Annotated in this window: 23 protein-coding genes and 1 CRISPR repeat array; of the genes, 2 read left to right on the forward strand and 21 right to left on the reverse strand. The window is 31.1% G+C overall.

Annotation, left to right across the window (positions count from 1 at the left end; genetic code table 11):
* Nucleotides 1–147: 147 nt before the first annotated feature.
* The 16 genes from ACO5J6_RS08355 to ACO5J6_RS08430 all read right to left on the reverse strand — a co-directional run bounded on the left by ACO5J6_RS08355 (nucleotide 148) and on the right by ACO5J6_RS08430 (nucleotide 19,267).
* Nucleotides 148–606 carry a PTS sugar transporter subunit IIA gene (locus ACO5J6_RS08355; protein WP_485643369.1) on the reverse strand — a complete coding sequence of 153 codons (459 nt, stop codon included), beginning with the start codon at nucleotides 604–606 and terminating at the stop codon, nucleotides 148–150.
* Nucleotides 607–658: 52 nt separating this feature from the next.
* Nucleotides 659–1,573: a tRNA (adenosine(37)-N6)-dimethylallyltransferase MiaA gene (miaA, locus tag ACO5J6_RS08360; RefSeq protein WP_485643370.1), complete on the reverse strand. Its 915-nt coding sequence runs from the start codon at nucleotides 1,571–1,573 to the stop codon at nucleotides 659–661.
* Nucleotides 1,574–1,828: 255 nt separating this feature from the next.
* On the reverse strand, nucleotides 1,829–3,112 hold the full coding sequence (obgE, locus tag ACO5J6_RS08365; RefSeq protein ID WP_485643371.1) for a GTPase ObgE: 1,284 nt from the start codon (nucleotides 3,110–3,112) through the stop codon (nucleotides 1,829–1,831).
* Nucleotides 3,113–3,300: 188 nt separating this feature from the next.
* Nucleotides 3,301–3,969, reverse strand: coding sequence for a DNA alkylation repair protein (locus tag ACO5J6_RS08370; RefSeq protein ID WP_485643372.1), 669 nt, complete (start codon nucleotides 3,967–3,969; stop codon nucleotides 3,301–3,303).
* A gap of 205 nt (nucleotides 3,970–4,174) precedes the next feature.
* Complete coding sequence (locus ACO5J6_RS08375) at nucleotides 4,175–4,906, reverse strand: radical SAM protein (protein WP_485643373.1); 732 nt, start codon at nucleotides 4,904–4,906, stop codon at nucleotides 4,175–4,177.
* The gene (locus tag ACO5J6_RS08380) at nucleotides 4,906–6,408 is read right to left on the reverse strand and encodes a YjjI family glycine radical enzyme (protein WP_485643374.1); all 1,503 of its coding nucleotides are present in this window, start codon (nucleotides 6,406–6,408) and stop codon (nucleotides 4,906–4,908) included. The genes ACO5J6_RS08375 and ACO5J6_RS08380 overlap by 1 nt, the downstream gene beginning before the upstream one ends.
* A 203-nt stretch (nucleotides 6,409–6,611) precedes the next feature.
* Nucleotides 6,612–7,225: direct repeats of the CRISPR family, unit length 29 nt; unit sequence ATTTACATTATAAAATATTCTATTAATAC.
* An 854-nt stretch (nucleotides 7,226–8,079) separates the two neighbouring features.
* Complete coding sequence (gene dnaJ / locus ACO5J6_RS08385; RefSeq protein WP_485643375.1) at nucleotides 8,080–9,270, reverse strand: molecular chaperone DnaJ; 1,191 nt, start codon at nucleotides 9,268–9,270, stop codon at nucleotides 8,080–8,082.
* Nucleotides 9,271–9,427: 157 nt separating this feature from the next.
* Nucleotides 9,428–10,303 carry an aldose 1-epimerase family protein gene (locus ACO5J6_RS08390; protein WP_485643376.1) on the reverse strand — a complete coding sequence of 292 codons (876 nt, stop codon included), beginning with the start codon at nucleotides 10,301–10,303 and terminating at the stop codon, nucleotides 9,428–9,430.
* A gap of 296 nt (nucleotides 10,304–10,599) precedes the next feature.
* Complete coding sequence (gene dnaK, locus ACO5J6_RS08395) at nucleotides 10,600–12,435, reverse strand: molecular chaperone DnaK (protein ID WP_485643377.1); 1,836 nt, start codon at nucleotides 12,433–12,435, stop codon at nucleotides 10,600–10,602.
* 108 nt (nucleotides 12,436–12,543) lie between these two features.
* Nucleotides 12,544–13,167: a nucleotide exchange factor GrpE gene (gene grpE / locus ACO5J6_RS08400; protein ID WP_485643378.1), complete on the reverse strand. Its 624-nt coding sequence runs from the start codon at nucleotides 13,165–13,167 to the stop codon at nucleotides 12,544–12,546.
* 39 nt (nucleotides 13,168–13,206) lie between these two features.
* Nucleotides 13,207–14,214, reverse strand: coding sequence for a heat-inducible transcriptional repressor HrcA (gene hrcA / locus ACO5J6_RS08405; RefSeq protein WP_485643379.1), 1,008 nt, complete (start codon nucleotides 14,212–14,214; stop codon nucleotides 13,207–13,209).
* 246 nt (nucleotides 14,215–14,460) lie between these two features.
* Nucleotides 14,461–15,126 carry a uracil-DNA glycosylase gene (locus ACO5J6_RS08410; protein ID WP_485643380.1) on the reverse strand — a complete coding sequence of 222 codons (666 nt, stop codon included), beginning with the start codon at nucleotides 15,124–15,126 and terminating at the stop codon, nucleotides 14,461–14,463.
* A gap of 31 nt (nucleotides 15,127–15,157) precedes the next feature.
* Entirely contained in the window at nucleotides 15,158–16,009 is an 852-nt protein-coding gene (locus ACO5J6_RS08415) for an SAM hydrolase/SAM-dependent halogenase family protein (RefSeq protein WP_485643381.1), read from the reverse strand.
* Between the two features lie 85 nt (nucleotides 16,010–16,094).
* The gene (locus tag ACO5J6_RS08420) at nucleotides 16,095–16,928 is read right to left on the reverse strand and encodes an energy-coupling factor transporter transmembrane component T family protein (RefSeq protein ID WP_485643382.1); all 834 of its coding nucleotides are present in this window, start codon (nucleotides 16,926–16,928) and stop codon (nucleotides 16,095–16,097) included.
* Nucleotides 16,929–18,632 (reverse strand): ABC transporter ATP-binding protein, encoded by a 1,704-nt coding sequence (locus ACO5J6_RS08425; protein ID WP_485643383.1) that lies wholly within the window; start codon nucleotides 18,630–18,632, stop codon nucleotides 16,929–16,931.
* A gap of 32 nt (nucleotides 18,633–18,664) precedes the next feature.
* Complete coding sequence (locus ACO5J6_RS08430) at nucleotides 18,665–19,267, reverse strand: ECF-type riboflavin transporter substrate-binding protein (protein ID WP_485643384.1); 603 nt, start codon at nucleotides 19,265–19,267, stop codon at nucleotides 18,665–18,667.
* Nucleotides 19,268–19,547: 280 nt separating this feature from the next.
* On the opposite strand from ACO5J6_RS08430, the gene ACO5J6_RS08435 reads away from it, so the two are divergent.
* Both ACO5J6_RS08435 and ACO5J6_RS08440 read left to right on the forward strand, forming a co-directional pair.
* Nucleotides 19,548–20,036: a hypothetical protein gene (locus ACO5J6_RS08435; protein WP_485643385.1), complete on the forward strand. Its 489-nt coding sequence runs from the start codon at nucleotides 19,548–19,550 to the stop codon at nucleotides 20,034–20,036.
* A gap of 24 nt (nucleotides 20,037–20,060) precedes the next feature.
* Nucleotides 20,061–21,146, forward strand: coding sequence for an NAD(P)H-dependent flavin oxidoreductase (locus ACO5J6_RS08440; protein ID WP_485643387.1), 1,086 nt, complete (start codon nucleotides 20,061–20,063; stop codon nucleotides 21,144–21,146).
* A gap of 43 nt (nucleotides 21,147–21,189) precedes the next feature.
* On the opposite strand, the gene ACO5J6_RS08445 is transcribed toward ACO5J6_RS08440, so the two are convergent.
* From ACO5J6_RS08445 to mreB, 5 genes are all read right to left on the reverse strand, one after another.
* The gene (locus ACO5J6_RS08445; RefSeq protein WP_485643389.1) at nucleotides 21,190–21,627 is read right to left on the reverse strand and encodes a hypothetical protein; all 438 of its coding nucleotides are present in this window, start codon (nucleotides 21,625–21,627) and stop codon (nucleotides 21,190–21,192) included.
* Nucleotides 21,624–22,403, reverse strand: coding sequence for an EndoU domain-containing protein (locus tag ACO5J6_RS08450; protein WP_485643390.1), 780 nt, complete (start codon nucleotides 22,401–22,403; stop codon nucleotides 21,624–21,626). Before ACO5J6_RS08450 ends, ACO5J6_RS08445 begins: the two co-directional genes overlap by 4 nt.
* A gap of 21 nt (nucleotides 22,404–22,424) precedes the next feature.
* Nucleotides 22,425–23,960 carry a phosphohexomutase domain-containing protein gene (locus ACO5J6_RS08455; protein ID WP_485643392.1) on the reverse strand — a complete coding sequence of 512 codons (1,536 nt, stop codon included), beginning with the start codon at nucleotides 23,958–23,960 and terminating at the stop codon, nucleotides 22,425–22,427.
* A 70-nt stretch (nucleotides 23,961–24,030) separates the two neighbouring features.
* Nucleotides 24,031–25,017 (reverse strand): ATPase, encoded by a 987-nt coding sequence (locus ACO5J6_RS08460; RefSeq protein ID WP_485643394.1) that lies wholly within the window; start codon nucleotides 25,015–25,017, stop codon nucleotides 24,031–24,033.
* Between the two features lie 5 nt (nucleotides 25,018–25,022).
* A complete protein-coding gene (gene mreB, locus ACO5J6_RS08465) occupies nucleotides 25,023–26,048 on the reverse strand; it encodes a rod shape-determining protein MreB (protein WP_485643395.1) in 1,026 nt (341 codons plus the stop codon).
* Nucleotides 26,049–26,063 lie beyond the last annotated feature (15 nt).

Below are 26,063 nucleotides of genomic sequence, written 5' to 3' on the forward strand. Positions count from 1 at the left end.
TTTCTTGTTTCTTGTTTCTTGTTTCTTGTTTCTTGTTTCTTGTTTCTTGTTTCTTAATATTTTATACATTAGTTCCCTGTATTGTCAACTATAATTATTTAATTTTTGCAATCATTTTTTTAATAGTATTATTACTTTTTTATATTCTTAATCAAAATCTTTTAATAAATCCAATAATTCCTGAGATGTTTCCGAATTTTCAAGCTTTTCAAGAAACTCTTCATCATAAGACAAATTTGATATTTCAGCCAGCAAATCTAAATGTTCATTTTTTGTATTTTCAGGAGCAGCTATCATAAAGAATATTTTGGATACTTCTCCGTCCATACAGTCAAATTCTACTCCGTCTTTTATAGTTCCTATTGCCAACGCAAGTTTATTTACTGCTTCAGATTTTGCATGAGGTATGGCCACTCCGTCCTGAAGCCCTGTAGAAGACAGTTTTTCCCTATCTTTTAAGTCTTTTATAAATTCATTCATATTTTCAGAATCTATTATATTACCGTTTAAAAATAGTTTTGCCAGCTCTTCCAGAATACCGTCTTTTGTTCTTGCTTCCAAATTAATTTTTATTCTATTTTCATCTAAATAATCAATTATTTTCATTTCTTTTTTCTCCTATATTTTTTAAATTTAGACTTCACTTAGTTTGAATAGTTTAAAAATTTTCCCATTCCTTTAAAATATTACTAATCACTTCTTTTTCAGACATTTCCGACAAATTATAATTTATATAATCTTTCTCTTTTCTAAACCACGTCAATTGCCTTTTAGCATATCTCCGACTTTCTATTTTTATTTTCTCTTCGGCTTCTTTTAGGGAAACTTTGCCGTCAAAATAGTCAAACAGTTCCTTATATCCTATCGCCGTGATTTTATACCTGTTTTCACTGTATTTTTCATATATTTTTTTCACTTCTTCAGAAAGACCTTTACTGAACATCATCTCTACTCTTTTATTTATTCTTTCATATAGTTCTTCCCTATTCCTTGTTAAAAATATTTTTAAAAATCTGTAATTATTATTTTTTATATTTTCAGTTTTTAGTTTACTAAATTTCTCACCTGTGAGAATACATACTTCCAATGCCCTTACAAGCCTGACCTTATTATTCAAATCTATCTCATTGTATGTTTCCATATCAAGACTTTTCAACTCTTCCGACAATTCCTCAATAGACTTTTCTTCCAAACTTTTTCTTAAATTTTTATTTTTTGAAGGCAAATCCGAAAAACCGTCAGTCAATGCTTTTATATAAAGTCCTGTCCCGCCTACCAGCATTATGTTTTCTTTATTTTTCTCTTTTTCTTTTAAAATCCTGTTTCCTTCTTTTTCAAATTCTCCTACCGAATAATCTTCGTCAGGATTTACAATACTAAGCATATAATGCCTTATACCGTTCATTTCTTCATTTGTAATCTTGGCAGTTCCTATATCCATTTCTTTATATATCTGCATAGAATCAGCCGAAATAATATCTGAATGTATCTCTTTTGCAATAATCAAGGATATATCAGTCTTTCCTACACCTGTAGGACCGCTTATTACAAGACCTTTGAGTAAATTTTTCATTTTTTATTTTCATTTCCTTTTTTATTCTTTCTGATTTTAAGTAGCATAATTTCAATCATTACTGTTACTATTTATTATTATGCTGTTTTTCTGATTTTAGAAGAATTACTTATATTACAAATATTCTATTAACACAAAAAAATTAAGAAATGAATATAATCGTCGGGAAAATTTACATTACAATATATATTCAAATTCATATTAATATTTCTACATTTCTGCTTTTACTGTATGTATAATTACATTCTTCGTATATTATAAAACATATTCAAATTCATATCCAGCAATAATTATAATGTCTCCTTCTTCCACTCCTGCATTTTCAAGCTGTACTTCCATTCCAAGAGTTCTCATTATCTGTAAAAAATTTATAATTCCTTCATCTCCCGTAAATACATATTTTTTCAGCACATCGTCTACAATTCTGCCGTCAACTTCAAATATATGGTCCTCAAGTTTTTTGATAATCCAGTCATCTTTTTTATTCATCTCTCTAAGTAAATCGTCGACAGAATATTCTTCTTCCAATTCTTCACGAGGAATTTCCTTTATCATTTCCCACGCTTTCATAAGTACAGGCTTTATTCCTTCATTGGCAATGACCGAAATCGGATATACATATTTTACATTATGTTTTTTTACAAATTTTTCAAATTCATTATACACTTTATCATCATACAGCATATCAATTTTATTTGCAACTACTATTTGAGGTTTTCTCGCCAGTTTTTCACTATAATTTTCAAGTTCCTTATTAATTTTCAAAAAATCTTCTTCAGGACTTCTGCCGTCTATTCCCGAAATATCTACAATGTGGATAATCAGTTTACATCTCTCTATATGTTTTAAAAATCTGTCTCCAAGCCCAATTCCCTGATGAGCTCCTTCAATAAGTCCCGGCACATCTGCAATTACAAAGCTTTCTTCATCATCTATCCTTACTACTCCTAATTTGGGCTTTAAAGTTGTAAAATGATAACTCGCAACTTTTGAATTTGCTGCCGATACTTTATTTATAAAACTTGATTTCCCTACACTCGGATATCCCACCAGTGCCGCATCTGCGAGTAATTTCAGCTCAAGTTTTATTTTCAGTTCTGCTCCCTCTCTTCCGCTTTCAGCTATTCTTGGAGTTTTTCTTACGGATGATTTAAAATGTATATTTCCTCTTCCACCGTCTCCACCTTTCAGAAATATTACTTTTTCATTCGGATTGTCAAGGTCAAGCAAAAGTCTGTTTGTTTCAAAATCTCTCACCATAGTACCTACAGGTACTTTAATTACAAGGTCATTTCCCGATTTCCCTGTGGAACGTGCCGAAGCTCCTTTTTCTCCGTCTCCCGCCTGAAATTTCTTACTGCTTTTAAAATCTACCAGCGTATTTATATTAGGGTCTGCAATAAAAATTATATCTCCGCCTTTTCCACCGTCTCCGCCGTCAGGTCCTCCGAATTGTACAAATTTCTCCCTCCTGAAAGTAGCGGCACCGTCTCCGCCTTTTCCCGATATAACAGTGATTACACTTTCATCTATAAACATTTTTTCTCCTATTTTACTCTATAATTTAGATTATTATAGCACGTATACTTTTATTTTTAAACCAATAAAATGTCTTACTAATTTAATGATTATTTTTTTAATATAAAATTCTTACAAACAAATATTTTTTTATGTACTTTATTCCTATTTTTAGTGTTAAAACAACTTTTCTAATGATATAGAATTTTTTAAATATATTTACTTGCTTCTCTGATACTCAGTTTTGCCATTTTTTCTTTATTTTTTTCAATAAAATTTCTTACCCATTCGGGATTTGTTTTACTATAATCTCTTAATGCCCAGCCTATCGCCTTATTAATAAAAAAATCCGTCTGTTCAAAATTATTTTCAATGATTTTTTTAAGCAACTCAATATTTGTCTTTTCTTTTCTTAAAAGTTGGTGATCTATGGCTATTCTTCTGAGCCAAATGTTTTCATCAACACTCCATTCAAGAAGAACATTATTTATTTCAGGATATTTTAAAGCTATTCCTCCTATAATCATATCAAGATAATCAATAGTATCCCACCACGATTTTGTTAAAACAAGTTTTTTTAACCTCAGTATATTCTTATCTGTCAGTAATTCTTTCACTATCTGCAAATAATCGAGAGCCGAATACTGCAATTCCCTGTATTCATTTTTCCAACACTTGTCTATGAAAATCCAATCTATTTTTCCTGATTTTTCATGATCTTTCTTATACTCTTTAAAAAAATCTCTAAATTTTTTTCTTCTTTCAGGTGTCTTAATTCCTATAAATTTGAATTTATTCAACATATATGCAGACATTTTTGCAGCTTCTTCCTCATTTTTGTGATTTAAAATTTCTTTCAAAAATTTATCGAAATTCATATTTTATCCTTTCAAACTATATAAAATAAAATATATTAAATACGATTTTATTTAAAGTTATCCTTTTACAAAATCCACAATCCTAAATCTATTTTAAGAAATATCTTTAAAATTTGTTTTCTAAAATTTTATTAGATATTTCTATATTCTCTTTCTATTTTCAAAAGTATTTTGAAAATCTTTTAAAATCTACTTCTATTACTTATTATACAATTACAACATCACTTAATCCATTTTTTAATGCTATTTTTTTCAGCTTATTCATATAATCATCATCAGGAGTATAAGATACAAGTACATCTCTTCTTACACCATTTTGCCTGTATTTTATTAATTTATATTTTATGTCTTTATTATAATGTGCAATCAATTTACTTATATTATCAACAGTTTTTTCATTATCAATTATTTCAGGTACGATAACGGTTCTCACTTCATATATTTTATCAATTTCCACAAGATATTTAAAATTTTTTATAACATTTTCATTGTCCATTCCTACCATTAGCATATGGTCTTTTTTATCATAAGCTTTTATGTCTATCATCACTTTATCCAAAATTTCTACAAACTCTTTTTTATCTTCTGTCCAAAGAGGCACAGAACCATTACTATCCACAAAACAGGTCAATCTTTTCCATTTTTTCTTAACTTTTGTAAACAATTCCGTCAAAAATTTCCATTGGAGCGAACATTCTCCTCCCGAAACGGTTATCCCCGATATAAACGGCTCAACTTCCGCTATTTCCCTTAAAATATCATCTACAGTCATCACGCTGATTTCCTCAGGAATATTTTTTTCTCCGAATACTTCTATCGTTTCAGGATTATGACAGTACAGACAGTCAAAATTGCACCCCTGAAAAAATATTGACAGCCTGTTTCCCGGGCCGTCAACGTTGCTAAAGGGGATTATCTTATTAACAATCCCTTTCATTATTCATTTCCTCTTATTTTTCTTTCCAGTATTCTTGAATTTTCCCTCGCACCTAAACCAAATACAACTGTCTGCTGGATTACCTGTTCTTTTCTGAATAATTTTTCCATTTCGGATTTTTTTACTAAGTATCCTGTAATTCTTATTACATCAGCATCAGTGGAATAAACTGAAAAATATCTCATTCCTTCCCTGAATGCTCCTTTTATAATATCAAGGATTGATGACGGATTTTTTGAAGCCATTTCATCAAATGGAAAAATGTCCCCTATTCCTGATTTGAAATAAGGATGAAATCTCGCTGTCTGTTTTATATGTTTAGGCAGTACAGGCTCATCTCCTATAGGAATTCTGCAACCTGGACTTATTCCTGTATCCGTATCGATACCTACCTGGGCGTGAAGGACATAGTGATTATCCGTTATTTCACAGTATTCAGTCTTGTAATTATGTACCAACTCCTGAAGTTTCTTAATGATTTTTTCTCCCAAATCATCAGCATATTTATTCCAGCCGAATTTATCCTCTTTATTCTTTGCTCCCGTTATTTTATTTACACATTCTGCAAGTCCCACTACTCCAAACATTCCTGTAAATCTGTCTCTATGTATCAGCCCTTCTTTGGCAAGAAAACTCGTATCAAAAAAACCTGTTTCTTCAATTAAGAATTTTACTCTTTTATCCATAAATTTTGTCATTCTTTTTACTGCCTCGGGCAAAGCATTATTAAATAAATCTTTTTCATCTTTTGCTTCATTTGCCAATTTTGCAAGATTAAGTCTTACTAATGTATAAGCTCCTCCACCTATACTAAGTCCATTGTAGCAACTGGCTATCGCATAATCTTTGTCATAGAAATCTTTTTTGAACATTCTGTCATTTGCAAAACTTGGCTTTGCTACTTTCAGACTAGTCTCAACAGACCTAATTGCAAAATCATCAGGAGTTATGTCTTCATCATATTTCAATGTCAAATTTGGAGTCATCGTATTCAGTTCAACTGTTGCCTTTAATATCATTTCGCCTGCTTTCGTCTTTTGTGGTCCTAAATTTGCATGACAGAAAGAATCAGTAATAGTCCTGTCTATTTGCAACAAAAAGAGTTTAATGGCTTTATATGCTTCTTCTTCGTCTTTTATATAAGGTTCCAGCAACATATCTATATTTCCTAAATAAACAGGATATGTAGTAATCGACGGCACATGATTGTACAGAATTAGTAAATTTGTAGTCGCTTCCCAAATATCTTTTGCAGGTTTTATTTCAAGAAACTTACTCCCCTGTTTCATAAATTTCTCATAATCGGGAGTAATATATCTGGCTCTATAAGGAGCATTTCCTTCAAATAAGTCGCATATTATCCCTTTATCTTTGTATTCCTGAATATCAGGAGTTATATTCAAAACATCCAAAGTTGCTTCGGCTGCTCCTGCAAGAGTTCTCAATTTCTGCTCATAAGTCAGCACTCTATTTTTTATAATTGATAAAATTTGCTCCGACATTGATTTTCCTCCTAAATAATTTGTAATTACTCGCTTTACTAAAATTACTTATTCTGCTAATATTAACTTTTTCTATAATAATTATTCTACCACATTTTTTCAATTCGGTACAGATTTATTTAATACTTCTATTTCAATTAATCCATATGGCAATTTTGTCTTATTATCAAAGTATAAGCCTGTTTTTATATTTTCTTATATATCATTATTTTATAAAATATTCTATTAATACGATATTATTTCAGAAAACAGAATGAAGAAATAAATGATTTACATTACAAAATATTCTATTAATACCATTTGATACATTGAACAAGAACAGAATAACACATGTATTTACATTATAAAATATTCTATTAATACAGGGCATATTTTAAGAATGTCAGCAGGCGAATGAATATTTACATTATAAAATATTCTATTAATACGCAAATCTCTAAATGAAAATATATCAAAAGTTATTGATTTACATTATAAAATATTCTATTAATACACTTTTGGAGAATTAAACATAAATCTGTATTTTTCAATTTACATTATAAAATATTCTATTAATACTTTTAGTTCTCGGCTTTTCTTTTATTTTTAGTTTTACATTTACATTATAAAATATTCTATTAATACTCGCTAATGTCAAATGACGTTTGACTTCAATTTCTTATTTACATTACAAAATATTCTATTAATACATTCCCGTAAGTTTATCCTTTATCATACATTTACTATTTACATTACAAAATATTCTATTAATACGAAATATACAATATACTATCAATATAATCTACACAATTTACATTACAAAATATTCTATTAATACAGTGCCCAAATTTCTTCAATAAATATAATAACAAATTTATCAAAATTTGTCGATTAATTTTTATTCTTATTTTTAATCTTGTTCTTTATAATAAAAATTTTTTGAATATTCTTTTTTTCCAATAAAATAAGTACTCAAAAATTTCTGTCGAACTTCAGGTTTTTTCTATTATTTAAGTTCGACAGATTTTTATCATTTTATAATATAGATTTTTATTTGGATTATTTTTTTGGATCATTAAAATCAGAAATATTTTATAAACACAACAACATCAGAATAGTACAAGTATCAATATTAAAATCGCTAAAATAGAAGTGTTTTATAAACAGAAAGAAAAGTACAAAACTCAAATAAAAATGAAATAAAAGAAAAAAGTATAATTTTATAAACAGCTGAAGATTAAAAAAATGATATAGATAATAAAACGAAGCAATTAATATCTGAAAATTATTTGATTTCAAACTACAAAAATAATATAAATAAAGAAAAAACTAAAAGGATTAACTCCTGCTTTTACAGAGGTCAATCCTTATTAACGTAATAATTGTTCTTTAGAATGCTATTAAATTAGCTTTATTCTGAAAAAATGTTACCTTTATCAATATATGAATGTTCTTTAAAGATTTAAAATAGTAGAAAAACACAATACATAATTCCATATTATTAACATATAAATATTCTTTAATAACACCTATTTTAGCTTGTTCTGCCTGTTTTTCTATAGTCTATATATATGATGAATATTCCTCAATGATATCTATTTTAGAAATAGACACATAGAAACATACATATTATCCGAATGATCAGTAAGTTAAATTAAAAATTCATCCATTTTCTGGAATTAATACAAAAAATTACTCTTCTCCTTTAAAAAATTTTTTCATTTTATCTATAAAGGAATTTGATTCCTTATAATTTTTCTTTCCTAAAGTTTCTTCAAATTCTCTAAGAGCTTTTTTCTGTTTCTCTGTAAGATTTGTTGGAGTTTCTATTTTGATTTCTATTATTTCAGAACCTCTTTTTTGCGTTCCTGAAATCATTATTCCCTCATCTTTTAATTTGAGAAGTTTTCCATTTTGAGTCCCCTCTGCAACTTTTATTTTAGTTTTTCCTTTAAGAGTAGGAACTTCCACTTCTCCACCAAGAATAGCCGTCGTTATTCCTATAGGCACTTCACAGTAAATATCATATCCATGTCTTTTAAATATAGGGTGTTCTTTTACAGTAATGAATAGATACAGGTCCCCAAAAATCCCGTTATTTTCCCCTGCATCTCCTCCGTCTCTGACGATTAATCTTTGACCTGTTTCTACACCTGACGGTATTCTTACTTTTCTTGTTACAGTTTCTTTTTCTATTCCTGTACCATGACAAGTTGAACATTCTTTTTCAGGAATTTTTCCTGTACCATGACATTTATCACATTCATGAACAACTGTCTGTATCCCGAATATTGACTTCTGTTGAGTTCTTATCTGTCCGGAACCGTTACATTTATCACATGTTTTCATATTATGCCCCGGTTCTGCTCCGGAACCGCTACATGTTTTACATTTCCCTTTTCTTTTATATTTGATTTCTTTTTCCACTCCAAATGCGGCTTCTTCCAGTGTTAGAGTAAGATTATATCTCAAATCTGCTCCCTCTTTTACTCTTGGTCCCTGGCTTCTGCTACTTCTTCCACCACCAAAAAAGTCTCCAAAAATATCTCCTAAATTTATATCTTCAAAACCGCCAAAACCTTCAGAACTAAAGCCTCCAAATCCTCCAAAACCGCCTTGCCCGAAGCCACTCTGTCCACCATTTTCAAATGCTGCATGTCCATACTGGTCATAAGCTGCCTTTTTTTGAGAATCTGACAATATTTCATATGCCTCATTTATTTCTTTAAATTTTTCTTCGGCATCTTTTTTTTCAGCTTCAGATGAACTGGAGAATTTATCAGGGTGATATTTCATGGCAGCTTTTCTGTATGCCTTTTTTATTTCCTGTTCACTTGCATTTTTAGATATTCCCAATATTTCATAATAATCTCTTTTTGCCATTTTTTAATGGAATTGTTTTAAAAGTAGTAAAATATTTATAAAATATATGAAAAATATATTTACTCATATTTATTTATATTTACTTATATTTATTCATATTACTTTTATAATAACTCTTAGACTTTTAAAACAGCCCCTCCTCCTTTCTTTATAGCATTTATAATGACCCTGTTATCAGCAGTTTTGCTGTAAAATTATTATTTTCAGATAATTTTATAATTCCCTCTTTTTCTTCAAGTTTACCGCTACAGCTTTCAAAATCTGTTATTCCGAACCATGGTTCTATACAGACAAAAGGTGCAGCGTGCTTACTCCAGAATGCTATATAAGGAAAATTTTCATAATTTACCGATATTTTTTTATCTGTCTTATCACATTTTATAGTTACTTTATTTGATTTCAGATTTTTGAATATTATAGCATCATCATCAAATATTGTTTCATTTAGTCTTATTATTTTTTCATTTTTCAAATAATCTTGTTTTTCGTTTAAAACACAAGCGTTTACTAACTTATATATTTGTGCTGTTTCCTCTTTTTCAAATTCAAGAAAATAATCATTTAATTTTATATTTTCATTTAATTTCAATGCAAAAGCCGGATGTGCTCCCAATGAAAAATACATTTCTCCGGCATTTTTATTTATAACTTCATATTTTATTTCAAGAGTATCCCCGTTTATTATATATGTCAAAAATAAATCAAATTTAAAAGGATATTTTTTCAATGTTTCTTCATTTGAAGAAAACTTGAATTTTAAAAAATTTTCTCCTTTTTCGATTAAATCGAAATTGTTGTCCCTTGCAAAACCATGTCTTGTACTTATTTCATACTCTTTCCCGTCAAAAGTATATTTCCCGCTCTTTAATATTCCCACAAAAGGAAATAATACGGGGGAACTGCCTCCCCAAAATTCAGGATTTCTTTCCCAAATAAATTCTTCTCCGTTTATTTTATAGCTGTATAATTCAGCTCCTTTTGTAAATACTCCTATTTCAACATTTCCGTATTTTAAAACCGTCGTATTTTTCATTGTACATCCTTTTCTTATAAATTTTTTTATTATAAATTACGAAAAGAATAGAGAATTAATTTTTTAAATTTCTCTATTCCCTTCTCTATCTTTATTTCTATATTTTTTGATTTTCAAAATCAGTTTTTAAAAAATAAATTATTTATTAAATATTTTTTAACAAATATTACAAATATAGTTAGTCATTAATTATATTTACTCTATCCATATTTCCTATATTTTCAACAATTATCGTAGATATAATTAATCCGTCCATTGCTAAGATTGTTGTTCAGTATTAAACTTTTTAAATCTTATTAATCTACAACTTCTGCGTCCTGAACATCATCATTGTTTCCGGAATTTCCTGTATCCTGATTATTATCCCCTCCGGCATTTTGATTAGCCTGTGCCTGAGCTTGTGCATCCTGATATAGTCTTGTCGCAAATCCTTGAGATGCTTTGGATAACTCTTCGATATTTTTTCTTATTTCATCTAAATTATCGGAATCTTTTACTTTTTTCAGTTCTTCTATTGCTTTTTCTATATCAGCTTTTTCTGTTCCCTGCAATTTATCACCATTTTCAGAAATTGTCTTTTCAGTAGCCAGTATTAGCTGGTCAGCCTGATTTCTTGCTTCTACCAATTCTTTAAATTTAGCATCTTCCGCTTCATGAGCTTCGGCATCTCTTTTCATTTTTTCAATATCGTCTTTGGATAAATTGGATGAACCTGAAATTGTTACCTGATTTTCTTTTCCTGTTCCTAAATCTTTAGCAGAAACGTGAACTATTCCATTTGCGTCAATGTCAAATGTTACTTCTATCTGAGGCACTCCTCTTGGAGCGGCAGGTATTCCTTCAAGGTTAAATTCTCCTAATTTATGGTTATCGGCAGCTTTTGCCCTTTCTCCCTGTAATACTACTATTGACACAGCAGGCTGATTATCGGCAGCTGTAGAGAATACTTGAGATTTTTTGACAGGTACTGTAGTATTTCTTTCTATTATTTTAGTAAATACTCCTCCTAATGTTTCAATTCCCAATGATAACGGAGTCACATCAAGCAATAATACATCTTTAACATCTCCCATTAAAATTCCGCCTTGTATTGCTGCTCCCGCTGCAACCACTTCATCAGGGTTTATACCTTTGTTAGGCTCTTTTCCAAAGTAGGATTTTACCCATTCCTGAACGGCAGGTATTCTTGTAGAACCTCCTACTAACAATATTTCATTAATTTCATTAGGACTCAAGTTTGCGTCTTCTAAAGCCTGTTTTACAGGTCCTTTAGTTGCTTCAACCAAATCTTTTGTCAATTCATCAAATGCGGCTCTTGTAAGTTTTTTCTCCAAGTGTTTTGGACCTGTAGCGTCCATTGTGATAAACGGTAATGAAATCGAAGTTTCCAATGTTGTAGATAACTTTTTCTTAGCATCTTCTGCCGCATCTTTCAATCTTTGTATTGCCATTTTATCATTTCTTAAGTCTATTCCCGTTTCTTTTTTAAATTCATCTGCTAACCAGTCTATTATTTTCTGGTCAAAGTTATCTCCTCCAAGGTGATTGTTTCCTGAAGTGGATATAACTTCTACTACTCCGTCTCCTATTTCAAGTACGGAAACGTCAAATGTTCCTCCACCTAAGTCAAATACAAGTACTTTTTCTTCTTTCTTTTTATCCAATCCATAAGATAATGCCGCTGCTGTAGGCTCATTTATTATTCTTTTTACTGTAAGCCCTGCAATTTCTCCTGCGTCTTTTGTAGCCTGTCTCTGTGCATCTGTAAAATATGCAGGAACTGTGATTACAGCTTCTTTAACTTCTTCCCCTAAATATGCTTCAGCATCTTTTTTCAGTTTTTTTAGTATCATCGCTGAAATTTCCTGTGGTGTATAACTTTTTCCGTTTATATTTACCTTGTAATCAGACCCCATTTGTGTCTTTATTGAAATTACTGTAGAATCAGGATTTGTAATTGCCTGTCTTTTAGCAATTTCTCCTACTATTATTTCTCCATTTTCTTTAATGTTTACGACTGACGGTGTAGTTCTTCCTCCGTCCGAATTTGGTATTATTGCAAAGTTTCCACCTTCCATTACTGCCACACAGCTGTTTGTTGTTCCTAAGTCTATTCCTATTATTTTACTCATATTTATCATTCTCCTTAATTTTTAATTTTTATTTTATATATAAATTTAACAAATTAGCAATTTATTACTTAATTAATACATTGTATAAAAGTTATATTAATTTTTTAACTACTTCTTATTGACTGTTACCATTGCCGGTCTTATTACTTTCCCTTTCAGCTTATACCCTTTCTGAAATACCTGAACAATAGCATCGTTTTCCAGTTCTTCTTTCTGTTCAGTCATCATAGCCTGATGTTCATAAGGGTCAAAATTTTTACCGTCTGTTTCTATTTCCTCCACTCCTTCTTCTTTTAGAAGATATTTTAGATTATTTAATATCATATTTACACCTTCTATTAAAGAATCGAAGTTTTTAGTTTCCTTTGAGGCGTCTACAGCTCTTTCCAGATTATCTATATTATCCAGCAGTTTTATAATTATATCTTCAGAAGCATATTTTTTCATTTCTGAAACTTCCGCTTCTTTTCTTTTAGTAAAATTCTGAAATTCAGCTAATTTTCTTGTATAGGAATTTTTCCATTCCTGAAGCTCCAATTCCAGTTTTTTTATTCTCATTTCAGGGGTTTCAACTTCTTCTTTATTTCCCTCATTTTTTTTGGAAGCTTCATTTTTACATTGGCATTTTTTATCCTCGTCAAGGTTATCTACATCAGTTCTTTCATCGTTCTTTTCCTGAAATTCTTCAGTTTTTTCTTCAGCCAACTCATTTTCATAATCTTTTTCAGACATTTTTTATACTCATCTCCTTTACTTTAAATTATTTACGAATTATTTTTTCTTTAAAAGCTGCTTCACTTCTTCCGAGACATATTCGACCAGACCTACGGTTTTAGAATATTCCATTCTTTTAGGCCCTATAACTCCCATAATCCCCTTTGCATCTCCCATTGTATAGACTGAAAATACAAAAGAAAAATCCTCTAATCCTGCGATTTCCAAATCTTCTCCAAAAATTACATTTACTTCTCCGTCCTTATACTGGTCAGTTTTAATAAATTGGGAAAATATATGCCTCATATCTTCTGGATTATTAAAGAGTTTGACTCTGTCTATCACTTTCATAACATCGGAAACATTGCTTTCAAGTAAATTCGTCCCTCCTTCAAAAAACAATTTTCCCTCATTTATTACCTGTTTTTCTTTTAATTCTTCCGGCATCAATAAATCCTTATTTATAAAGAATTCTTCAAGGTCAGACAACGTAAATGCTTTGGGGCTGTTTTTTATTTTTTCATTTAACAGTATATCAATATCTTCTACTTCTTCCTCATTCATAGGATTTTCAAGAAACATATTGAAGCTTTTTGTCAAAAATGAATCCATAACGGCAACCACTAAAATATTCATATTATTTATATGTATCAGCTTTACTTTTTTTACGCCTTCCTGTCTTATCACAGGCTCCAGAACTACACCCGCGTACTGGCTCATTTTAGATAATAATCTTGATGTTTCCTCAAATATTTTATCTATCTGATTCATTTTTTTATTATACGCTTCGATTACTTTTGCTTTGGCTTCTGTAGAAATCTCTCTTATTTTAATAAGCTCTTCTACATATATTCTGTAGCCCTCACTCGTCGGAATTCTTCCGGAAGATGTGTGAGTTTTTACAATAAGTCCTTTATCTTCAAGATCTGCCATTGTATTTCTTATTGTGGCTGACGAAACTCCGATACTATATTTTTTTTCAAGAGTTCTCGAACCTACACTTTCACCAAATTCCAGATAATGTTTAATAATAGCCTTTAATATTAATCGTTCTCTGTCATTCATCTTACACCTTCCTTTTGTTAGCACTCGTTTATAAGGAGTGCTAATTACAGATATATAATATTATATTTTCTCCATATTGTCAAGTCTTTTTTTTAAAATTTTTTGATTTTTTTATATATTGTAAATATTAAAAAAAACAGCTTATATTTTTTCAATAAAAAAGAATAATCTGAATTTCAATATTTTATCTTTAATCCGACTATTCTTTTAACAGCTGTTTTTTCAAATCTCTGCTTCTAATTTTTACTACATTTTCCAATTTATTTCTTCTTTTCCCAGCTCCTTCAATATTTCATTAGCTTTTCTGAAATGTCCGCATCCGAAAAATCCTCTATTTGCAGACAGAGGGCTTGGATGAACTGTTTCCAGAATATAATGTTTATCCATATCTATCAGTCTTTTTTTATTTCTTGCATTATTCCCCCAGAGGATAAATATTAGCGGTTCATCTCTTTTATTAAGATATTCTATGACATTATCCGTAAATATTTCCCAGCCTATTTTTGAGTGGGAGTTAGCATTTTCCGCAACAACAGTAAGTGCCGTATTTAAAAGAAGAACTCCCTGTTTTGCCCAAGGTACGAGGTATCCGCTTTTACTCATTTCATAACCGTATTCTTCATTTATTTCCTTATACATATTCTGCAATGAAGGAGGCAATTTCACTCCTTCTTTTACTGAAAAAGCCAGTCCATGTGCCTGATTAGGTCCGTGATAAGGGTCCTGACCCAACAGCACTATTTTTGTATCTTTATATCCTGTAAGCTTAAATGCGGTGAATATTTCGTCAGCTTTAGGGTATATTCTTTTTGTCCTGTATTCATTTATAAGGAACTTTCTCATTTTCTGATAATATTCCTTATCAAATTCATCTTTCAGTATTTCGTCCCAGTCATTTCCGATATTTACCATTTTTTTACCTCGATTATTATTTAATTATTTTCTATTTTTCTATTTTTTTCAATTCCACTTTCCATTGATAGCCTGATTCCACCTGATGAGCCCTTGAAAATGAACCCTGATTTATAGCTACTCCTATTTTATTCAACGAATTTACGTAAAGGAGCGTTCTCCCTATATGGACTTCGGCAAAAGATTTTACATATTTTACAGTGCTGTTATAAACATTTCTCGTATCATGTTTTATATTCAGTTCCAAAGTATCTCCGTAATTTATACCCATTTTATCAAAAACTTCTTTCGGAATATTTGTCCATAAATTCCCAAATCTTATATCCAGTATATCGATAGTCCCTGTTATTTCCTTATTTTCATTTATTACTACGTCCGTTGTTTTTAAAAGTGTCATTTCTTCCAAATTTAGTTTCGGTCCGACTTCCTCATAAGAAATAACATTACTCGCCAGTCTTGCCCCTGTAAAAGCATATATGTCCCTGCCATGAAATGTATAAGATTCTCCCGAATACGGCAGTCTGTTTTTTGTTTCGTCTATTTCCCTTACTTCACAAATACCGATATTGGAATGAATATGAGTCAGTGTCCCGTTGTCAGGAGTTACTATATACTTACCGTCCTTTGTCTTTGCAACAATACTTTTTCTTGAACTTCCTACTCCTGGGTCTACAACCGACACAAATACGGTTCCTTCAGGCCAATATTGTAAAGTCTGCACCAATCTGTAAGAAGCGTCCCATATATTATATGTCTCTATCTCATGGGTCAGATTATATATTTTTAAATCAGGATTGACACCCAGTGCAACTCCGTACATAGCTGCTACGGCACCGTCCTGCAATCCGAAATCAGTTTGTAAAACAAGCATATTGTTTGACATAAAATCCTCCTTAAAATTAAATAAACTGATTGATAATCAGTATTTTAAAATCGATAATGACTATTTATTTTAAATTTTCCGATTATTATACAAACGGATTAAAGAAACGTCCATTATTTATTTTTATCAATATTATTGAAATAATGACAAATATAATTGTTACTGTAATTCCTATAATATCCTTTAAAGTCATTTTCTCACCACAGTACCATGTCCGTCTATTTTTCTTTCCAAATCCTCTTAAAAGCATAGCATTACTTATTATATCTATTTTTTCAATACTCGAAAATATAAGGGGCATCAATGTATAGGAAACATTTTTAATTCTTTTTATAAAGCCTGTCTTTTTGGATACATCTATTCCTTTTGCCTGCTGGGCTTTATTTATCGTTATAAAATCTTCCTGAACCGTAGGTATATATCTCAAAGCTATGGATATTGCATAAGAAAATTTATAAGGCACTCCTATTTTATTTACTGAAGCTGCAAACTCACTGGGATGAGTCGTTACAATAAAAAGTAAGGCAACGGGAATGACCGATATATATTTTACAAAGATATTAAATTCATAAAACAGCTGTTCCCAAGTCAATATGTATATTCCGGCAATTCTAAAAATGTCGTGTCTTGTTCCGTAAATCTTAGTCCCCTCCAAAGGAGAAAAAAGAAATATCATCATCAAATTTAAAATCAGGAATATTGATATAAGATAAAATACTAATTTTATTTCTCTAAATTTTATTTTTGATACTTTAAAAAGAAAAAAACCGAAAACAGTGAGGAATATGAGAAATCTTGTGTCATAAGTAAGCATAATGGCAGTCGTCCACAATAGGAAACAGATTAATTTTGCAGCTCCGTTCATTTTATGCAGAATTGAATCTTTTTCTATATATTCCAGCAAAAAATTATTTTTCATTTATTCACCTGCCTTTTCATAATGCACAAAAGTCTTTATCAAATCTTCAGGATTTATTCCTACAGCTTCTGCAAGATAATGAAGTGAAGTCTTTTTGAGATTGGCTTCTGCCAATATTTTACCGTCAGATAAAATTTCGGACGGTTTTCCCTCTTTTATTATTTCACCATTATTAAAAGCATAAGCTTTATCAGTATATTCAAGCATAAGGTGCATATCATGGGTTATAAACAGTATTGTAATTCCATATCCATTGAGCTGTTTCAAAAATTCCATTATTTCCTTATAGTGAAATAAATCCTGACCCGCAGTAGGTTCATCGACTATTATTATTTCAGGTTCAAGTACCAGAATGGAAGCTATCGTTACTCTTTTTTTCTGACCGTAACTCAATGCTTTTACAGGCCAGTTTCTGAAAGGTTTCAATTTACATATTTCCAGAACTTTAAATACACGCTGTTCTATTTCTTCATGAGAAAATCCTCTTATTTTAAGTCCTAAAGCCACTTCATCAAAAACAGTAACCTTTGAAATCATCGCATTAGGATTTTGCAGGACAAATCCTATTTTTTCTGCCCTCTCCGTTATGCTTTCACCCGTTATTTCCTTATTTTTATAAAATATTTCTCCTTTATCCTGTTTTTCAAATCCTGTAATGACTTTGGACAACGTCGATTTTCCCGCTCCGTTTGAACCTACAATGCTGACCATTTGTCCTTTTTTTATATCAATATTTATATTTTTCAGGATTTTCTTTTTTTCGTTATATGAAAAATCTATATTTTTAAGACCTAATATCGTTTCAGAATTATTTTCCTTTTCCTTAGCCGGATTATGCTTTATCCAGTTCAGAATATTATCCTTTATATCTGATAAGTCCATTTTTCCCATATCTGCTACTTCATTATATTTATTCAAGTCCACTCCGCTATATTTCAAGGCGGAGATATAGAGAGGCTCTCTTATATTTATCTTCTTCAATATATCACTTTTCAGTATGTTGTCAGGAGTATCGTCAATTATTATTTTTCCTTTATCTATAACTATTATTCTGTCCACTTTTTTATGAAGCACATCTTCAAGCCTGTGTTCTATAATTATAGTCGTAAGTTTTTTTCTGTTATGAAGTTCATCTATCAGTTCCACGGCGTATTTACCGCTCAACGGGTCAAGATTTGCAAGAGGTTCGTCATAGAGAATTATTTTAGCATCTTCTACCATTATTCCCGCAAGGGAAACTTTCTGTTTCTGTCCTCCCGATAAATCGTGAGGCTTCATTTTCAGTAAATCTTCTATTTTTACAAATTTAGCTATTTCATTTACCTGCTTTTTCATAATATCTGTTTCCACAGTATCATTTTCAAGAGCAAAAGCTATGTCTTCAGCAACACTGAGTCCCACAAACTGTGCATCAGAATCCTGTAAAGCGGTTCCTACATATTTTGAATGCTCAAAAATCCCGTTCAGAACTTCGTCATAAATTTTGAGTTCTCCTTTTATTTCTCCTTTGTAAAAATATGGTGCAAGCCCGTTTATACAATGACCAATTGTGCTTTTACCCGAGCCTGACGGTCCTATTATCAGTATTTTTTCACCCTCATAAATTTTCAGATTTATATTATGTAATGTAGGCTCCGATTGGCTTTCATACTGAAATGTAAAATCGCTAAAACTCACTGCCTCTTTTTTCCCATTTATTTCCAAAACCGAGACTCCTTTCCTACGATTTATAAGTATTAATCTTCTTTTTTCAAACTTCCTTTATTTACAAGAGTTTTAGAATATGCAAATATCAGAATTGTTCCTAAAACCGCCACACTGATAAAATTAGCAGCTCCTGCCATTATTCCCTGAGTAAACACTTTGTTTTTAGGCTCATTGTAAAATAAAATGTCAAGTAATGGAGCTATAACTCCCCAACCTATTGCACAGATTATAATTTCTCCGACTATCGATTTTACTATTTTTACACCGTTAAAATTATCCAAACCTACTATTTTTCCCAAAATTCCCATAGTATAACCAAAAAAGCCCGAAACAAATATCCAGCTGAACCATGGCGACCCGTATGCCGTCATATCACTTATAGTGTGCCCTATAAATCCTACTCCAAAACCTACTATAGGCCCGTATATAAAAGAAATCAATGCCAAAATTGCATATGTTATCTGGATTGTCGTATTTGGTATCGGTGTAGGAATTGCAGCAAATCTCGACGCTACTATATAGATAGCTGCTCCTATCCCCATTGCCACTACTTTTTTTATCCCTGAAATCTCTCCTCCTGCTTTTTTTGAAGATGTTGCTCTTTCTTTTTTTTCATTTTCTGTTGTACTCATTTTCAAATCACCTCTTAAAATCTATATTATTTATTTTTCTTTCAGAAAATTATATCATTTAATATATCTTTCAGTCAATACTGACTTTATATTTACTTAGTTGACAGCTCATTTATTAATACTACTCTTACTTACATTATATTTTTATTTGCATTCATAATAAATATGACAAAATTAATAAAATATCAAAGTTAATACCGACCTTATTTATTAATTGACTTTTCATTACTTTTTTTGATATAATGTAACAAATGTTATTTAATTTTAACAGGGGATTTCAATGTTTAAAAAAGCTAAAAAATATATATTATCTGAAATTATACGTAATATTATCTTAAATATTTTCAATCAGTTTTTTAAAAATAGCAGTTTTTCGTTTTTATCAAAAGATAATTTTGTAAATTTTGAAAACATTTCTTCAATTTATAATAAAAACAAAAAAGTCCTGCTAAATAAAAGTGATAATTTTTTTAAATTTTTGGATAAACAGATTTCTTCATTGGATTTTGATTTATCCTTTTTTGAAGATATAGATAAAAAATATATCAGCGTTTTAGTAAAAAAATTTGAGCAGCTCTGCTCAAATGACTATATAGGATTTATGACTAATGACATTCGTAAAAAGGTCATTGAAAATTTTAGAAACATTATAGACTGTATTTCTCTTTTGTATACTGTTTTTACAGATGTCGCTTTGAATTACAGTTCTGTTTCGGAAAATATCCGTATTGTGAGAGCTCCTCCTTTTATTGCCGATTCTAATCAGTAATAAAATATCAGGAGGGAATAAAAAATGAATGAAAAATTTAAAGGAATAAAAATAGGAAAACATTATATTGAAAAACCTCTCGTCCAAGGTGGAATGGGCGTAGGATTAAGCTGGGACCAGCTCGCGGGAAATGTTTCAAAAAACGGCTGTCTTGGTACTATAAGTGCCATTTGTACAGGATATTATCAGAATATGAGATTTGTCAAGAAACTTGTAAACGGCAGACCTTTCGGCACTGAAAATACTTATAACAGAGAGGCTTTATTTGAAATTTTTAAAAATGCAAGAAAGATATGCGGGGATAAACCCCTCGCATGTAATGTATTGCGTGCGATAAACGACTATGAAAGAGTAGTTACTGACGCTCTGGATGCGGGGGCGGATATTATTGTAACAGGAGCGGGACTTCCTCTCGAATTACCGAGACTTACAAAAAACTATCCGGGAGTAGCCATTGTTCCTATTGTTTCATCTGCAAGAGCATTGAGAGTAATATGCAGAAAGTGGAAATCCGAAGGCAGATTGCCTGACGCAGTAATTGTTGAAGGTCCTAAAAGTGGAGGACATCAGGGTGCAAAATATGACGAGCTTTTTGCTCCTGAACATCAGCTTGAATATGTCCTGCCTTTTGTGAAGGAAGAAAGGGACAAATGGGGAGATTTTCCTATAATAGCTGCAGGAGGTGTATGGGACACCGAAGATATCCTCCAAATGATGTCGCTGGGTGCCGATGCTGTACAAATGGGGACAAGATTTGTGGGTACTTATGAATGTGATGCGAGTATGGAGCTGAAAAAAGTGTTAATCAACGCCAAAAAAGAGGATATTACTATAGTCGGTTCTCCTGTCGGTTATCCGGGTCGGGCTATAAAAACTGACCTTATTAAAAATCTGGTTCCTGATGACAAAAGAATAAAATGTATAAGTAACTGTGTCTTTCCATGTAATCGTGGACAGGGTGCAAGAAGAGTAGGATACTGTATTGCAGACAGTTTGGGTGATGCCTATCTTGGACGGCTTCAAACAGGTCTGTTCTTTTCAGGAGCAAATGGTTACAAGCTGAAAGAAATTGTCCACGTAAAAGATTTAATAGACGAACTGATGAATTAATAAAAAAAGTCGGATTTGAAATTCGACTTTTTTTATTTACGGATTATATGTTCACTTCTACTTTACTGTCAAGACTTTTCGGTAATTCCAAAAAAGATTTCCATGCCTGCAAAACTTTTTTATATTCTTTCAGCCTGCAAGTCCATAGGGGATATTCTTCACTTTCGCCAAAAATTGTATGAATAAACTGGACATAGTGATTTGTTATTTTATATTGAAAAGCCTGCCCGTCCCACTCAACTCCGAAACTTTTTCCATTTTCCATATTTTTTATTTCATTCAATATTTCATCACAACTTTCAGGATACTGAAAATCTTCCATTATTCCTGTTATCAAAAATTTTGTATATTCTCCTATTTTTTCTCCTGCTTCCGCATACTCTTCAAAAGTATCAAAATCTTTTTCATCAGGATAAGGAATATCAGGATATTCAGTTAATCCAAAGTCTTGATCGTCATAATAGCCAAATATTATTTTCATCTTTCTCCTCCATAAACAGGATAGGCTGTTATTCTCGGACTTTTATATCCTCTGATTACAACTCCGCTTTTACTTACTCCCTGCCACATATTACTGTCTCTTCCTTTGAGTTCTTTTCTATTTTCCCATGCGGAGTTTATTTCGTCTATCACTCTCGCTTCATCCCAGTCCTCGGGAAACATTGTATTCACTCCGCCGTTACTCGTCTTTTTCTGCCACTTTCCGTCAGGTCTTTTTATTTCTACATTGGCTCTGTATACTCCATTAGATGCGGGATTTCCTATTTTTTTTATTATTCTCACATCTCCCCGCAAAAGAGTATGTCCTCCCGTAACTTTTTCTCCACTGGAGTTTATATCTCCGCCTATTATATGGTCATAATCTATTTTATATTTTCTATTTCCTGATGATTTTACTTTCTGAAAATTGTTATTGTTATTTCTATTATTATAGTTATTATTGTTGCTGATTTCCTGATTATTTTCCAAATTTTCCGCAATTTGAAAGTCTTCACTTTTTTTATTTTTATTCTTTTTTCTGTTTTTCTTACCTGAATTTTGACTATTTTCAGAGTACTCATTATCATTCCGATTTTCAGTATTTTCTGAATATTCTTCCGAACTGTTCTGATTTAAATTATTTTCTTGAAAAACTGTCTTATTATTTTTTTGTTCCTGCTCTTTTGTTATAAAAAAACGTGTTACAAATACGCATAGTATAACAATCAATAATATTTCAGCCGCTTTTTTTATAGTTTTTTTCACTTTTTTTCTCATTTATCAACCTCTTTATTAACCTCAATTTTTTATTGATGAAACGTCTATCTCATCATAATCTTTCAAAAATTCATATAATTTTTTCTCGATATCTTTTACTTTTCCTTTTTCTTCCGTTTCCATATTCAGACAAAGCAAAGGCTCATGTAAAGAAAGTCTCAACAAAAACCAGCTATTTTCATCACAGATTACCCTTACACCTTCATAATTAGGTTTTTCCGGCTTCCAGCCCTGAACCTTTTTTACATAATCAGGCAACGCATTCAGAATTTTATTTCCTGTTTCCCTAAAATCTTGAGTATTTATAGGAAATCTTACTTCTTTTTCTTCCACAGGCTCTTTCAGCTCATTCAGTATATCAGTAAAATTTCTTCCTTCTTTTTTACTTTTTATAAGCTGTACTAACAGTTGAGCCGCCATATATGCCCCGTCATCGAGGAAATAGTTGTCTTTAAATGCTGCATGCCCCGAAGTTTCTATTGCAAGAGGGGTATATATTCCTTTTTTGTTCAGTCTTTTTGCTTCGTTTATTACATTTTTATATCCTCTCTGAAATCTGTGATGTTTACCTTTTCTGTCCTCTATAAACTTTTTCAGTCCTATGGAAGTTACAGAATCCGTAACTATTGTAGCTTCAGGATTTTTTTCTATAAGTATATCACTTAACAGTGCAATAAGTTTATTTCTGTTAATTTCACGTCCACTTTTATCCACAAAGGCACTTCTGTCTCCGTCAGCGTCGAATATTATGCCGAAATCGGCATTATTATCAAGAACGGCTTTTTTTAAAGATTCGATAGCTTCCTTAGCTTCAGGATTTGGAACATGATTGGGAAAACTGCCGTCAGGATTTAAAAACTGACTTCCTGCGGAATTCCCTCCTAATTTTTCTATTACTTTATCTGCAAAAAAACCTGCCGCTCCGTTTCCTGCGTCAATTACTACTTTCAAATTTTTTAAAGGCTCTTTTTCTTCGCCCGTCTCTTTTTTTATTAGTTCACACAGATAATCCGCATAATCATCTGCAAGATTTTTTTCAATAACTTTTCCTTTTTTGTCCTTTATTCCCATTGCTTTTTTTAAATTTGCCTCACACTGACATTTTTTTCTGTTACCCATTTCCAGCATTTCCAGCACATCAGTTTTTTCAAGTCCGCCGTCCCGAGTGAAAAATTTCAGTCCGTTATAATAGCTTGGAAGATGACTCGCCGTTATCATTATAGCTCCGTCAGTCTTATAATTTTTAAATACTGTTGTCATAAACAGCGACGGAGTTATGGACATCTTACAGTCATAGACGTCTATTCCAGCTTCTTTCAGCTCTTCTCTTATTATTTCGGCAAATTCAGGTCCCGTATATCTCGCATCATATCCTACAGCAATTTTTATTTTTCTATTTTCGTCATCAGCTTTTCTCTCATATTTTCTTTTTATCCATTTTTCAAATCCCGCAGCAATAAATTTTACTTCACCTTTTGACAGAGTAATTTTTTTATCGCCAAATTCCGAAACAATACCTCTTATATCCGTTCCGCTCACCAAATGCTTTAATTCCATAAATACCTCTCTTTTCAAAACTCTCCGTTTCCATATTTTATATTAGTTTTATATTCTATATGATATGATTTTATGCTTCCTGTAATAGATCAAAAAAATTGAATAAAATGCTTCTTACATTTACATTACTTCTGATACTGTTTTTCAGATTTATAAGTTTTTTTAATTTATCTCCGTCTATCGAATTTTTCGCATTTATTATTATCTTCCCTAAAACATCTGTCAGTTTTTCCCTTTCCTGCCTAAATTCCTTTTCAATCTCATTTACTGTTATATAAACTTCTTTCAAATCACAGAATTTCGTTTTTTTTGCAAGATATTCGATACTTTTATTATATTTTATTATCAAATCAAGCTCATCCGCTTTTTCCGTTTCTTTATTTTCGGTTTCATTTTCACTGTCTTTACTGTTTAGATAATTTTTCATTTCTATAATATGTCTTGTTGCATTTTCCGTATTTGAAACATATTTATCATAATCTTTTAGAGGAATAGACTTTTCTTTCCATTTTTTTATATTATTTTCATTTCCGTCAAAAAAATAATAAATATCCCTATCTACTCCAAGTTCCTCATTATTTTCAGATTCTATGTGAAATTTTATTGTCCTTGACTTTATTGTAGGGATAATATTCAGACTTCTCGACAATAAAATAAAATACACGTCTTTAGGAGGTTCTTCCAGTATTTTCAGTAAAGCATTGGAAGATTCTTTTCTTAAATTTTCAATTCCCAAAAGAATAAAAATTTTTTTTGGAGAATTATAGGCAGTTTCTATAGCTGAATAGATGATTTCTCTTACTTCATCGATTTTTATATTTTTATTTTCCTTGTTTATAATTTCAATATCAGGATATTGAAAATTTTCTATTCTTTTGATTATACTCCCATATTCTTCAGAATTTTTATCTATTCTTAAAGTCATTATTATTTTGGAAAATTCCAGTGCATAAAAAAGCAAGTCAACTCTTTTATCTCCATAAAAGAGGTAACTGGCACTTTTTTTATCCTGCTCTGCTTCATTTTTTAATTTTTCCAATATTTCACTGCTTTTCATAATTTTTAGCTTTCTCTCATCTGTAAAGTTCTCAATAATTTCTTATTGTCAAAAGCCATTCCTCCGCCTAAAACTACTGAAATCAAAGGATTTTCAGCTAAATAGACTTTTATTCCTATTTCTTTCTCCATTAATTCTACAAAGTTTTTTATCAATGAACCTCCGCCTGTCATTACTATTCCGTTATCAAGTATATCGGCAGCTAATTCGGGAGGACATTTTTCCAATACTTCCTTGGAAGAATTTACTATCTGATAAAGGGAATCTTCTATCGCTTCATATATTTCATTTGAATTTACCTCTACCGTATTAGGTATTCCAAGTTCCAAATCTCTCCCTTTTATAGTCATTATTTCAGGTTCAGGCAGTCTTATTGCTGTTCCAAGCTCTTTTTTTATTTTTTCGGCTGTTCTTTCTCCTACCAGTAAATTATATTTTCTTTTTATGTATTTTACAATGTCTTCGTCAAATTTATTTCCCGCTGTTTTTATGGATTTACTGGATATTACTTCATCAAGAGACAATATGGCTATATCTGTTGAGCCTCCGCCTATATCTACTACCATATTCCCCTCAGGCTGTGAAATATCTATCCCCGAACCGATTATTGCAGCTCTTCCCTCTTCTATAATATACGTTTTTTTAGCTCCCTTTACCGAATCAAAAAGGGCTTTTCTTTCAACACTTGTAACATTTATAGGTACACATATCATTATTTCCGGTTTAAATAACGCATTTCCGTAGATTTTCTGTAAAAAATAACTTATCATTTCTTTTGTAGAATCTATATCGGCAATAACTCCGTCTTGCAGAGGTTTTATCGCTTCTATGCTGTCAGGTGTTTTCCCGAGCATTTCCCTTGCTTCTCTCCCTATCGCTATTATTTTCCCCGTCTTTCTGTCCCTTGCCACAACGGAAGGCTCATTTAACACTATTTTTCTTTTCTGTTTATCATAAATCAGTATATTTGCCGTCCCTAAATCAATCGAGATACTTTTATTGACTCTGAACATTTTAAATATATTTGCCATTATTCCTCCTTAAAT

The sequence above is a fragment of the Pseudoleptotrichia sp. genome (assembly GCF_057270515.1).

Coding starts and splice junctions, on each gene's coding strand:
- ACO5J6_RS08355 (WP_485643369.1), bottom strand. CDS start 606: ATGAAAATAATTGATTATTTAGATGAAAATAGAATAAAAATTAATTTG.
- miaA (WP_485643370.1), bottom strand. CDS start 1,573: ATGAAAAATTTACTCAAAGGTCTTGTAATAAGCGGTCCTACAGGTGTA.
- obgE (WP_485643371.1), bottom strand. CDS start 3,112: ATGTTTATAGATGAAAGTGTAATCACTGTTATATCGGGAAAAGGCGGA.
- ACO5J6_RS08370 (WP_485643372.1), bottom strand. CDS start 3,969: ATGAATTTCGATAAATTTTTGAAAGAAATTTTAAATCACAAAAATGAG.
- ACO5J6_RS08375 (WP_485643373.1), bottom strand. CDS start 4,906: ATGAAAGGGATTGTTAATAAGATAATCCCCTTTAGCAACGTTGACGGC.
- ACO5J6_RS08380 (WP_485643374.1), bottom strand. CDS start 6,408: ATGTCGGAGCAAATTTTATCAATTATAAAAAATAGAGTGCTGACTTAT.
- dnaJ (WP_485643375.1), bottom strand. CDS start 9,270: ATGGCAAAAAGAGATTATTATGAAATATTGGGAATATCTAAAAATGCA.
- ACO5J6_RS08390 (WP_485643376.1), bottom strand. CDS start 10,303: ATGAAAAATACGACGGTTTTAAAATACGGAAATGTTGAAATAGGAGTA.
- dnaK (WP_485643377.1), bottom strand. CDS start 12,435: ATGAGTAAAATAATAGGAATAGACTTAGGAACAACAAACAGCTGTGTG.
- grpE (WP_485643378.1), bottom strand. CDS start 13,167: ATGTCTGAAAAAGATTATGAAAATGAGTTGGCTGAAGAAAAAACTGAA.
- hrcA (WP_485643379.1), bottom strand. CDS start 14,214: ATGAATGACAGAGAACGATTAATATTAAAGGCTATTATTAAACATTAT.
- ACO5J6_RS08410 (WP_485643380.1), bottom strand. CDS start 15,126: ATGGTAAATATCGGAAATGACTGGGACGAAATACTGAAAGATGAATTT.
- ACO5J6_RS08415 (WP_485643381.1), bottom strand. CDS start 16,009: ATGTCAAACAATATGCTTGTTTTACAAACTGATTTCGGATTGCAGGAC.
- ACO5J6_RS08420 (WP_485643382.1), bottom strand. CDS start 16,928: ATGAAAAATAATTTTTTGCTGGAATATATAGAAAAAGATTCAATTCTG.
- ACO5J6_RS08430 (WP_485643384.1), bottom strand. CDS start 19,267: ATGAGTACAACAGAAAATGAAAAAAAAGAAAGAGCAACATCTTCAAAA.
- ACO5J6_RS08435 (WP_485643385.1), top strand. CDS start 19,548: ATGTTTAAAAAAGCTAAAAAATATATATTATCTGAAATTATACGTAAT.
- ACO5J6_RS08440 (WP_485643387.1), top strand. CDS start 20,061: ATGAATGAAAAATTTAAAGGAATAAAAATAGGAAAACATTATATTGAA.
- ACO5J6_RS08445 (WP_485643389.1), bottom strand. CDS start 21,627: ATGAAAATAATATTTGGCTATTATGACGATCAAGACTTTGGATTAACT.
- ACO5J6_RS08450 (WP_485643390.1), bottom strand. CDS start 22,403: ATGAGAAAAAAAGTGAAAAAAACTATAAAAAAAGCGGCTGAAATATTA.
- ACO5J6_RS08455 (WP_485643392.1), bottom strand. CDS start 23,960: ATGGAATTAAAGCATTTGGTGAGCGGAACGGATATAAGAGGTATTGTT.
- ACO5J6_RS08460 (WP_485643394.1), bottom strand. CDS start 25,017: ATGAAAAGCAGTGAAATATTGGAAAAATTAAAAAATGAAGCAGAGCAG.
- mreB (WP_485643395.1), bottom strand. CDS start 26,048: ATGGCAAATATATTTAAAATGTTCAGAGTCAATAAAAGTATCTCGATT.